Origin of the sequence: Parasutterella muris (genome assembly GCF_009767915.1) — a bacterium.
Classification (GTDB): Bacteria; Pseudomonadota; Gammaproteobacteria; order Burkholderiales; family Burkholderiaceae_F; genus Parasutterella; species Parasutterella muris.
Map to the genome: position 1 here is coordinate 63,797 of NZ_WSRP01000010.1, position 12,145 is coordinate 75,941.

A 12,145-nucleotide genomic window follows, 5' to 3' on the forward strand; every position below is an offset into this window, starting at 1 on the left:
TTATAACCAGTAAGCTATACGTTTTCTGTACTTATTAAACAAGATTATTGTGAATGTCCAGCCTAATAATGCAAATAAAATAGAGAAATTCCAATTTGTCAAAGTCGGACATTCTTCTAGCAAAGGCGCTCTCACAATCTGAATTACATGATAAAACGGATTTGGATCCAGAATCATCACATCTGTTCTTTCGGGCAGAAGTTTTGGCATCCAGATTATAGGGGTTACGTAAAAAAATATCTGTAGTAGGCTCACTACAATTTGAGTCATATCTCTATATCGAGCACAAATAATGCCAAGAAGTAGTGAGATCCAAAGTAAATTAACAATGAGCAGAAGCAACCCTACTACTGAAAGAACTAATTCCTCCCCCACGCCTTTTTGCACAATTAAAAGAACAATTGGAAAAATGAGAATGTTATGAAGGAAAATATAGAAATTCCTTGCAACCATCCTTATAACATGTGTAAACAGCGGGATAGGCAATTGTTTAATAATAGGTTCAGCCGAAACAAAAACGGTGGTAGCTTCTATGATTGTCTGACTAATGAACGACCAAATAATTAAACCAGCGGTAAGAAAAGGTAAAAATTCAGACATGGGTGTTTTAAATAAACCACCAAAAATTAAGCCTATCGTACCAATCATAACCCCAGTTGATATTGTTATCCAAAAGGGGCCTAGAGTAGATCGTCTATATCGTTGGCGGATGTCTGCCCTCGCAAGATAAAGCGGCAAGGAAATAGTGCGTATTCCTTGCAAAATGTCTGAGAATCCTAAAAAATTTGTCATCGCAATAAGCAGAAATAAATCATCTTCGTGTCAAATTTGACTATGGGTGAAAAGTTTTTAATGAGTTGAGTTATGAGAAGTAGGATTCCTAATAGAATAAATTTTCTTTGCTAACTCTTTCCCAAATTCAACACCCGGCTGATCAAAGGCATTAACACCAAATAAAGTACCTAACATTGTTGTTTTATGTTCATACATTGCCATTAGCGCTCCAAGTCTTTCAGGAGTTAACTCATCAAGCGTAACAGTGGAGACTACATTGAAATAACGGCAGTTTGAATCACGAGTTACTAGAGCTTCCGTCTGAGCTTTTGCATTAGCCATAAGAACATCATCAAGTACCTTATGTGAATGCCCTGGTTTTTCGCACCAGCAGACATCGATTGCTGTCTTGGCTGTTCCTTCTCTAAGCCATTGATAGAAAGAGTGTTGAGACTCGTTCCCATGGCCACCCCATACGGTTAATGATGTTTTACCTACAACGGGTTTACCGTCGGATTTAATGCTCTTCCCCAAGCTCTCCATTTCAAGCTGCTGGAGCCAATCAACCATAGTTCTTAAACGTTCATCATAAGGAAGAAAGCAATATGAAGAAACATCTAAATTATTGACATTCCAATATGCAAACATAGCCATTAGTGCTGGAAGGTTATTTTGCAGAGGGGTAAAAGAGGCATGCTGGTCCATTTGATGTGCGCCAGCAAGAAATCTTCTAAAGACATCTGTTCCAAGAGCAATCGCAACTGGTAGACCAATTGCTCCCCATACAGAGAAACGTCCGCCGATCCAATCCCAGATAGGAAAGTAGTTGTCATTAGGTAAGCCGAAGTACTCTGCAGCATGTGGATTAGCTGAAACAACAACTACGTGTTTGGAGAACTGCTTTTCGGGAATTCCTGCCTGCTTTAGCCAATGAAAAATTTCCTGGGCATTTGCTTGTGTTTCTTGAGTTTTAAAGCTTTTAGAAGAAATTACGACCAAAGTTTTATATGGGTCCAATTCTTCAGTGACCCTATCAAAAATTACACCGTCAGAAGATGCCAGAAAATGTAAATGTATCTCAGGGTTCGCCTTTCTCAATGCGTTATAGACAGTTCTCGGACCCATATCAGATCCACCAATGCCGATATTGATAACATCAGTGATACGTTCCCCTGTGCAGCCGCGCCACTTCCAGTTTCTAACGTTGTCAGCGAAATAACACAATCTTTCCAGTGTTTCGTGAACTTCTGTTGCATGAGGGGCATCCTTAGATGGGTCCCTCAATGAAGTGTGGAGAGCAGAGCGCTGTTCACTAGCATTAACGATCTTGCCTTGCCTCATTTCGTTAAAGGATTCGATCATTCTCCTGTCATTAACAAAATCTATGAGGTTGAGTAACTCTTTTTGGGATATTCTCTGACGTCCAAGATCTAGTGTGATACCACAGGCGCTCTTTCTAAAATTTTCGAAAGAATCTCTGATGAAGGGAGCAACTGTTAAGGATTGCATTTTCTAATCGTCAATTATTACGGTGAGAGTTGTATGATAATTCAAACGGAGCTTGACAGTAAGAGGCACAACTTAATATGAGAAGAGCTCAATGTCTTTTATCTTCGCCAATTAAATGTAAGGAATCCATCTTAGATTGATTATAACGAAATCTGAAGATGACCCCTAACATTGAGAAGCCTACGAAACACCCAAACAGAACCATGATTGTAACTGTTCCAAGCCCAGCTTTAATAAGTAAAGAATAAAGTGCTAGCATTACAAGAATTGAACTGTTCTCATTGAAATTCTGTACAGCGATCGATCTTCCAGCACTCATGAGCACATGTCCACGGTGTTGAAGAAGAGCATTCATTGGAACCACAAAAAAACCAGCCATTACACCAACCATAATAAGCATGATGCAGGCGACAATAACCGCATAGGAGAAGTGAAAATCAAACATATAAAAGCCTCCAGGGATCCATGACTCTCTGAAGAAAGACATAAAAGCAACGGAGAATCCCATTAGTACACCAACGGGCAGTACATTAGTACTTTTCTTCAAACTGACAAACGCGGCTGCTAGGACGGCACCAATAGCAATGCCTACAGCCACGACTCCTTGTAGTATTGCAGCGTTGGAAAGATCAAGTCCTAGTGCATGATCCGCCCAAGCTAAAACTAAAAATTGCAATGTCGCTCCCGCTCCCCAAAATAAGGTTGTCACCGAAAGAGAAATCTGTCCGAGTTTGTCTTTCCATAACAGTGAGCAAGATTCACCAAAATTCACTAATGTTTGTATTGGGCGGAAATCCTGCTGTGGATACCTTGCCCCAGTATCAGGAATTAGTAAATTTACCCCGGCAGCTGCAGCATAAACAAAGATCATTACTGCAATTGCAGCTTGAGCCGCATTATGAATCCCAAATGAATTAGCTCCTTGAACAAAATGATCAACCATTGGGGAAATCAGAAAGCCGCCTAGACCAGTGCCTAGAATAATGGATGCAACCGTAAGACCTTCAATCCAGCCATTGGCTTTTACTAGTTTTTCTGGAGGTAGAAGCTCTGTCAAAATTCCATACTTTGCCGGGGAGTATGCAGCGGCTCCCAATCCTACTATCCCGTAAGCGAGTAGGGGATGGGTGCCAAAAAGCATGATAGTGCAGCCTAGTGTTTTGATAGCGTTTGTGATGAACATTACTTTGCCTTTGGGCATAGAATCAGCAAAAATTCCGACCCAAGCTGCAAACAAAACATAACTGACAACAAAAAATAGTTTAAGTAATGGGGTCATCCACTCTGGTTCATTCAGTGTAGAAAGGAGGGCTATGGCAGCAATCAACAATGCGTTGTCAGCTAGTGATGACAGGAACTGAGCAAGCATAATGCTGTAAAAGCCTTTTGTCATTCATGAACTCCTCAAATATTTTCGACGATTATAATTCTTTATAGTCTTAGGTCGAATCATGTGGCAGATTTAGAAAAGCGTTCTCTAATTTTAACTTTTTTATCTTGACAAACTGAAATGAAAATTCTTATCGTCGGCTGTGGTATCACAGGAATTACCTTGGCACGCAAACTTGCTGAAAACTCTCATCAGGTAGCAATAATTGATTCTAGGGATCATATTGGAGGAAATTGTTTTGATTATTTTAATGAAGAAGGAGTAGATGTACATCTTTATGGGACGCACATATTCCATACCGATAACGAGGAGGTTTGGCACTTTCTCTCACAATTTACTCAATGGTATCCTTACCAGCATGAGGTTAAAGCGCTTATCGATGGCCAATTAGTGCCCATTCCCTTTAATTTTAACTCAATTGAACAACTGTTCCCTACAGATATGGCGAAGCGCCTTATTGACGCTTTGTTGGATGAATTTCCATTTAACCAAAAAGTTCCGATTCTAAAGCTTCGTCAAAGCAAATCGAAAGAACTTCAATTTTTAGCGGACTATGTTTACGAAAAAGTTTTTCTCTACTATACAGTCAAGCAGTGGGGTGTAAAGCCGGAAGAACTCGATCCTCTTGTAACCGGAAGAGTACCAGTATTTGTTGGGGAAGATAATCGTTATTTTCAGTCAAAGTATCAAGGTATTCCTCTGAAAGGATATACAGAGATGTTCAAAAATATGCTTGATCATCCAAACATTTCTTTGGAACTCTCAAAAAAGTTTGATAAAACCAATTTAAATGAGTTTGAGCATTGTTATTTTACTGGTGCGATAGATGAGTATTTTGATTATCAACTCGGTCAGTTGCCATACAGAAGTTTGAAGTTTGATTTCCTTACATTTGATAGACCGTATTTTCAGAAAAATTCGGTTGTAAATTACCCGTGTAACTATGACTTCACGAGAATTGGTGAATACAAGTACTTCCTAGACTCAGTTTCACCTTCAACAGTAGTATCTTACGAGTATCCTGAAGCTTTTATTCTGGGTAAGAATGAGCGTTACTATCCGATTATTGATGACGAGAATAAAAGTCTATATCAGAAATATCTTGCGTTAGCAGAAAGCGAAAAGAACATCACTTTCTTAGGACGCTTGGGCGATTACAAATATTATGATATGGATAAAGCAGTTGAGAGGGTATTTGAAGTATTAAAAACCTATTAATGAAATCGTCGCGGTTGGCCTCATTTTCTTCTGGGGCCCGTGATGCTATTCTGAGGTGGTATGAGGTAGGGGTTAAGATATTACAAGTGATGCTTGTAGGAGCAACGAGTCCTAAAAATTATTTTCTACGTATTGAAAGAGAAGTTTACCAGCTTGAGCAAAAGGTTCGATTTAAGAAACATTAAAATGCTATCAAGGTTAGGGTGAGGACAATGCTGAGAATAATTTAGGTATTCAAAAACAGGTGGAAATCTGATTTTGAAGTAAGATATTTTACTATTCACCTTCTTTATTTCAGAATCGCCTGTTTGTTCTTAAAAGGTAATTAATAATGTGCGGTATTATCGCCGGTGTAAGTTATAGAAATATTTTAAGAGTCCTTTTGTCTGGTCTGAAAAAACTAGAATATCGAGGTTACGACTCTTGCGGGGTTGCAACTTTGACAAATTCCAAGCTGACTCGCTATCGAACTGTATCACGAGTAGAAGTTCTAGAACAGGAGATTTTTAACCACCCTGAACTACCGGGGACAATTGGTATCGCTCATACACGTTGGGCTACACACGGTGCGCCAGAAATTCGAAATACCCACCCTCATTTGTCACATAATGCGATCGCAATCGTTCATAATGGCATCATTGAAAACTTTGAAGAAATTAAGCACCAACTTCTTCAGAAGGGCTATGTCTTCGAAAGCGACACTGATACTGAAGTTATCGTCCATTTGATTCACTCTTTTTATAAAGGAAATCTTTTCGTGGCATTCAGCCAAGCTATGCTTTTATTGAAAGGCGCATATGCCGTAGCGATAATGACGAAAGATGAGCCTCAAAAAATAATGGCTGCCAGATTCGGAGCTCCGCTTGTTCTCGGAATTGGGAAAAATGAGAACTTTGTAGCTTCTGATCCGGTTGCATTATCGGGAGTAACAGAAAAATTTGTATATTTAGAAAATGGGGACTTAGCCGAGCTTTCACCAGATAGTTATCAGGTATTTCAGCGCAATGAATTTGTTTTTGTTCCAGTTAACCGACCTGTAACAAAAATAACTGCTCAAGAGAATAGTGTTTCCTTAGAGGGCTTTACTCATTACATGGAAAAAGAAATCTATGAGCAGCCTTCTGCGGTAAGTAATACTATTCAAGCGCTTTCAGGATTTGCTCCTGAAGCTTATGGCTTTAACGCGCCGGATTTTTTTAAAAAATTAAATCGAATCTTGATTATTGCATGTGGAACAAGTTATTACTCAGGCCTTGTTGCTAAATATTGGATAGAGAAAATTGCAAAAGTCCACTGTAATGTTGAAATTGCCAGTGAATACCGTTACCGAGAAAGCGTACCCGATCCTCAATGTTTAGTTGTTGCTATTTCGCAATCAGGAGAGACGGCTGATACGCTAGCCGCACTGCAGCATGCGAAAAATCAAGGTATGGAAATGAGTCTTGCGATATGCAACGTTGCAACAAGTTCTCTGGTCAAAGAAACGGAGGCGCACTTCATTACAAAGGCTGGTACAGAAATCGGCGTTGCATCGACTAAAGCTTTTACTACTCAGCTAATAGCCCTTTACGGTTTAGCAGTTTGTATAGCAGATATAAAAAACAGGCTTGAACAATCGAAAGACTATATTCTTGATAGATTATCGGAGATCCCCTCATTATTAAAAGAGGTACTAAGCCATAGGGGAGCAATAGAAGAATGGGCTCAAGATTTCTCTAATGCATTAAATTCAATTTATTTAGGTCGTGGGCAGTTGTATCCAGTAGCCTTAGAGGGAGCATTAAAGCTCAAAGAAATAAGTTATATCCATGCAGAGGGTTATCCTTCAGGAGAGTTGAAACATGGTCCCTTAGCTCTTGTTGATAAAATGCTTCCTGTTCTTGTTATAGCTCCATCAAATTCTCTTATTGAAAAGGTTAAGAGCAATATCCAGGAAGTTAAGGCGAGAAAAGGTAGGCTCTATGTGCTTACTAACGATGAAAGTATTCTAGAGAGCTCTACTAAGAATTTTCATGTCATTCAGTTGCCAAAAACTCATGAAGATCTTGAATCTTTAGTTTATACAGTTCCACTGCAGTTGCTGGCTTATATTACTGCTACCATCAAAGGTACAGATGTAGATAAACCGAGAAACCTTGCTAAAAGCGTCACCGTGGAGTAGTAGGATCTTCTATGTGTATCTAAAAATAGTTGACTAGATAAGGAGTTAACAATGAGATTTGAAGAAAAGATATCTAACAATACAAGAAGGTTTGTTGCCGATCTGTACGATCAAGAATGCAGTGAAAGTTCTCTCAAGGTACGTGCCTGCTCGTTTGGTAACGGTTTATGGGAAGAATGAGGGAAAAACAAAACCTGTTGAAGGGGAACAACTTAGTCTAAGAGCCATATCTTCTGCCGAAGTGCTGTGCTCGAAAAAACAACTTATCGAAAGTTAAAATAAGGACTCAAATGAGTTACGGTCTTTTGGCGCAGAGATAAGAAAAAAGATTTTGTGCGATGGTTACCATGTATAATCACCAGGTTTGTAGCCTTTCTAAAGAACAGATGCAAGAAACGAAGTGTGGCGATTTTTAAATCCGGCTAATAGGGTGTTGGTATGTTACATGAAGTTGTGAAGAGCCACATTTTTCACTGTTTGGTCGATAATAGTGTATTAGTTGTAAATTACTATAACTTATAGAATGTTGTCCCTTACATGCTAATGACATAATAATTTTTTATAGCTTTACTATGAAATCCTATTTCAAACGAAGATTGATTAATTTTTTTAACTCATACTTCCCTGTTTTGCTAGAAAATTTCTCATTGAGGTTTGAGAAAAAGTTTGAAAAGCTAAATAAATCAGTCGAAACAATTTACTGTTTTATTAAAAAAAAAGGAGAAGATTATGATGCAATGTTTGGGGAACTTAATCAAAAAAACTTAGAAAATAAAACTTCAATCGAGGGAGTTAAAACTTCAATTGAGGAAGTTAATAAAAAAATCCTAGAAAGAGAAGGATATTATGAAGATTTGATTGCGAGGATCAATCAAAAAATCTTTGATATAGAAGCAACGTTGAATTTAGTTTCAAGAAAACAAAATGCATTTAAAAAGTTAACTATTATTTTCCTTATACATAACATTGCAGCGATAGACTCCATACTCACTGTTATTCATGAGGCAAAGCGGAGAGGTCATAAAGTCATATTAATTTCAATTAATAATAAATTTGGCTCAAGTGAGGAACCTATCTATCTTTCTGAGGAAAAAAATCATAAGGGGCTAGAAAGATTAGGTCTTGAGCATTTGAGATTTGGGTCGATTTCCTCCCATGACGGTGCGAATCTAATCAAATTATTAAATCCTGATTTTATCTTTAAGCAATCACCTTGGGATAACGATGTAGAAGAGGGATATAGCGCAAATAATCTTTCTTTCTCCAGATTGTGTTATTCATCATATTTTGGCATTCAAATCACAAAAAATTTTGGAAATTCCTCAGGTGATCGAGATTTACATACAGATCAGGCTCTGCATCGAAATGCATTTGCAATTTTTATTGAGAATACAAAGCAAGCAATAGAGACTCACAAAACTGGGTCGATAATCGGGGGTGTTAATCTAGTAACAACAGGTCTGCCAAAGTACGAATATATAAAGAAAAAAAGTTGTATAAAACCCGTGGACGGATCTAAGACCATTTTATGGGCACCTCATCATTCTTTTGATAGTGAATGGCTAGGTTTTGGTACATTTCCTGATAGTTTTAAAGAGATATTAAATGCAGTTGAAAAATTAGGATTTAGGCTTATTTTTCGACCGCATCCTCTTTTTGAGAAGAACTTATTTTTAATGAAAAAAATAAGTCGGGAAGATTACGACAAGTTTTTAAATAGAATTAAATCTAATCCTTTATTCTCTTATTCAATGATGGATGAACCAATCATTGACTTCAATTCAAGCGATCTTTTGCTGACAGATGGAATTAGCATGTTAGCGACCTATCAGCTTACAGGAAAACCTATAATTTGGATTGATAGTGAACAGCATGCAGAGTTCACCGAACTGGGTGAAAAGATGATTGAATCGATTACCAGAATCAAGGTTAGCCAACTCGAGAGACTTAAACCAAAGCTACAAGAGATACTGATAGATGGAAAAGATGATTTGGCTGATAATCGAGTCAAATTTGGGAAGTTGCTGATTGGTGAAAACAGTCCCTCTGAAACAATACTAGAGTACCTAGAACAAGTATCACGATAACTAACATCATGATAGTTCTCCTTGGTTTTGAGTGTAAAATTTATTTATATCTTCCACTCGAACGCCTTTTATCGTTTGCTTTTAAGGCTGTTAAGCAGAGAGCTTAACGCTCTTTAGGGTATGTATCGCCGGAGGAGTTCAAAGGCAGCATATAATTACGGATATCCAGTTAGTTAACAAAGAAAAGTGAGCGCAAAAACCGCTGCGTTAGGGGAGATTTTGTCCGAAAGCGTAGCCGACGAAAGAAAAAATCTCCCCTAACGCATAGGAAAAAACAATAGGAAAATAGCAAGGCTTGTTGCGTGTAAAGTAAAATCTAGAGAATTCCTATTTGTTTTACTACTTTTACGAGTTAAAAGTCGCAGTCTATAAGGCTAGTTCGTTTTACGCTATTTTAATTTGTTTCGTAACATTTTTACATAAAAAAACTTACAGAATTTATAAAGTATGGGTTTGTTTTTGATCCTTGCTTTCAACGATGAGGCTAGTTGTTGTTTTATGCTCCTCCTTTGATCATTCCAGAGTTTAAAGTAAATTTGATTTAAATGAGTAGAAAGGTACTCACTGTTAATTATTCTATTTACTGTGTAGCCAGCTCTAAAAGCGCTTAATGGGTAAACACGTTCAATTCCGTGTAGTAGTGTGCCATCCGGCAGTTTAATAGGTTCTTTGGGGAAAGACTCATATTGCAAGTTCAAATTTAACAGAGGCTTTAATGCATCTGTTCTTGCCCAGAACATTCCTCCAAATGGGATAAGTAAACCCGCTTCATCAAAAGATTGACAACCAATTCGTCTGCTCAGATCTCTAGTTATTTCTAGGCTTGGGCCATAAGGATTTTCTATACATGACTCGTAATTTGAAAAAACAGGCGCAGGAGGGACTAGCATTCCCAGAGACTTGTTTTCAATGAATTTGTTGATAACATTGAGCACATAATTCTTAGAACCCAAAAGGTTTACAAAGCAATGTTCCATAAATGTATAACTTATCAGGCGCGGTCTGATGTGGTAAGAATTTTTATCATGCACAAAACAAAAAACATCGATGTTCTCTAAAAAGGGTTTGCAAGTTACTAAGAGGGCAGATTCGCTTCTGCCAATATTTTTATGCTTTAAAAATCGAACATTGTTATGTTCCAGTTTCTGTTCATAGAAATTTAAAAGCTCGCTCTTGGGAGAAACAACCAGGATCATAATTGAGCGGAAAGACAGAATGTTTCTAATATAGGATAAGACAAATTCGGTTTCTTCTTTGTAGTAAACATAAAAGATAACTCCAACCTTGATCGAATTATTATTCTGCGATTTGCCCTCACAACTAACAATCAACGTAGAATTTGTACAGAGCGATAACCTTGAAGGAGGTAGTGAAGTTTTAAGATCATCAATAATATTTTTATAGAGCTGGGGAAACCGATTTTCAATAAACTCCAAGAATTCGGAGGAAGCGTGACCGTTGGTTACGGAAATGATAGAACGATAATCTTCGCTAAAAACCTTTCGCTTAATAAAAGGCGCTCCCATTTTTAATAACTCTAGTGGAAAGAAAATTGTCGGGTTTCCAACGCGATTGCTTAAAATATCTTCACGTATAAATGAGTTATATGTAAAACCCTCAGAAGAAAAAAAAGACGTAAGATTGATTTCTCCTTTATGAACTGCGTCATTCCAACTTTTAAAGTAAGGTATATTCTCCCAATATTTCTTGAAAAGAGGGGAAATTAGAAGCGGTTTTTCAAATACTAGAAAATAAGACTGCAAGTGCTCTGCTATCCCAAAATTTTTTTTGTGTTTTGTTATCGACCAAAAATCGCTATTAACAATGGGGCTAGAGAAGATTTCTTTTAGTGAATAGAAAGGACCGTAGCATGAATTGTTACATAAGATCAATCTGTCTATTTTTTTTAAATCCATATTAAGGATTTGATCTTTCCAAGCTCCGAAATCATAACCTTTGTTGTCTCTTATAACGACTTTTACTCCATTTTCTTGTAATTTATCCTTAGAACATTCAGAGATCGACGAATTTGAAATAAAAAAGATATCGGTGGCAATTTCTTTAATGCCATCTAAATATGTAAAAACGTAAGACTTGACGTCGGCACTAGAGGACCAGTGAGCAAAAAGACAAGTAACTCTTAGAAATTTATCTACTGAGATCATAGTGGAAAACTATTTTAGCTATACACAGAGTAACTGCATATTACCGCTTTAAAAACCAGCTTAATGATAATGTTATGTTAAAAGACAAAGTTCTATAGTAAAAGTTGCACGGAAATATGAAAAACCACAACATAAGTCCGTCATCTGTTTGAAAGAAATGGTTTCTGGAAAAACCAAAGATCACTGGACGGTTGTAAACAACGGCACAATATCGCACACTGTATAAGAATATAGGCTATAGAGTTTAGTGAGACATACCTATTTTTAGCGATTTTTTATAATGAAGCAACCTAAAAATACGTTGAAATTTAAAGGAGTTAGAAGATTTTCCAGTACGGATTACTGCCCACGACTAGGATGCTGTCGTAAGACTCAGCTGCTTGAAAGTTCTTTTTAAGTGTCCGCTCTTACGAAAATGTGTCCATAACTAGAAGAATTCCCGGAGGAGTCTTTATCTTTTCCAATAATAATCATGATGCATCTTAGTATGTCGAAGGGAATACTATCTTTCGGCTAATTCGGGAATGTCTTTGTAGACAGAGGGTAGCAGTTAAGTGTATGGAGGTTAGAATAGCCCCTAATTCTGTTAAGCAAACACGACTTTGATAGTGATTTCCAACGCGATTCTGAGAGTTAATTCCAACGCAATAGTGAGTCCGAATTCCAACACGATTCTGAGAGTCTTTTCCAATGCGAGTTTGAGAGTATTTATCTCCAAATTTTGTATACACTCAGCGATTTCCTAGCGAGGAGATATATGACTAAAAAAGCCTTCGGCTAAGAAGTTCACGCCGGAGCAGAAAGCCAATGTGCTCAGACAATATGAACTTCGATTAATCAC

Annotated in this window: 8 protein-coding genes; 4 read left to right on the forward strand and 4 right to left on the reverse strand. The window is 37.5% G+C overall.

The annotated features are described in order from the left end of the window. The 3 genes from E5987_RS04530 to lplT all read right to left on the reverse strand — a co-directional run bounded on the left by E5987_RS04530 (window position 1) and on the right by lplT (window position 3,676). The gene (locus E5987_RS04530) at window positions 1-792 is read right to left on the reverse strand and encodes an ABC transporter permease (RefSeq protein ID WP_160334902.1); all 792 of its coding nucleotides are present in this window, start codon (window positions 790-792) and stop codon (window positions 1-3) included. Window positions 793-849: 57 nt separating this feature from the next. Then, window positions 850-2,283, reverse strand: a complete 1,434-nt coding sequence (locus E5987_RS04535) for a glucose-6-phosphate isomerase (protein ID WP_160334903.1) — start codon at window positions 2,281-2,283, stop codon at window positions 850-852. 88 nt (window positions 2,284-2,371) lie between these two features. Then, entirely contained in the window at window positions 2,372-3,676 is a 1,305-nt protein-coding gene (gene lplT, locus E5987_RS04540; protein WP_160334904.1) for a lysophospholipid transporter LplT, read from the reverse strand. Between the two features lie 117 nt (window positions 3,677-3,793). Here lplT and glf point away from each other — a divergent pair, with 117 nt between their 5' ends. From glf to E5987_RS04555, 4 genes are all read left to right on the forward strand, one after another. Continuing rightward, window positions 3,794-4,891, forward strand: a complete 1,098-nt coding sequence (gene glf, locus E5987_RS04545) for a UDP-galactopyranose mutase (protein WP_160334905.1) — start codon at window positions 3,794-3,796, stop codon at window positions 4,889-4,891. A gap of 331 nt (window positions 4,892-5,222) precedes the next feature. After that, the gene (gene glmS / locus E5987_RS04550; RefSeq protein ID WP_160334906.1) at window positions 5,223-7,052 is read left to right on the forward strand and encodes a glutamine--fructose-6-phosphate transaminase (isomerizing); all 1,830 of its coding nucleotides are present in this window, start codon (window positions 5,223-5,225) and stop codon (window positions 7,050-7,052) included. Window positions 7,053-7,103: 51 nt separating this feature from the next. Beyond that, window positions 7,104-7,232 carry a hypothetical protein gene (locus E5987_RS13270; protein ID WP_255453136.1) on the forward strand — a complete coding sequence of 43 codons (129 nt, stop codon included), beginning with the start codon at window positions 7,104-7,106 and terminating at the stop codon, window positions 7,230-7,232. A gap of 392 nt (window positions 7,233-7,624) precedes the next feature. Continuing rightward, the gene (locus E5987_RS04555) at window positions 7,625-9,139 is read left to right on the forward strand and encodes a hypothetical protein (RefSeq protein ID WP_160334907.1); all 1,515 of its coding nucleotides are present in this window, start codon (window positions 7,625-7,627) and stop codon (window positions 9,137-9,139) included. 389 nt (window positions 9,140-9,528) lie between these two features. Here the strand turns inward: E5987_RS04555 and E5987_RS04560 are convergent, their stop codons facing one another. Beyond that, window positions 9,529-11,304 (reverse strand): rhamnan synthesis F family protein, encoded by a 1,776-nt coding sequence (locus E5987_RS04560; protein ID WP_160334908.1) that lies wholly within the window; start codon window positions 11,302-11,304, stop codon window positions 9,529-9,531. Window positions 11,305-12,145 lie beyond the last annotated feature (841 nt).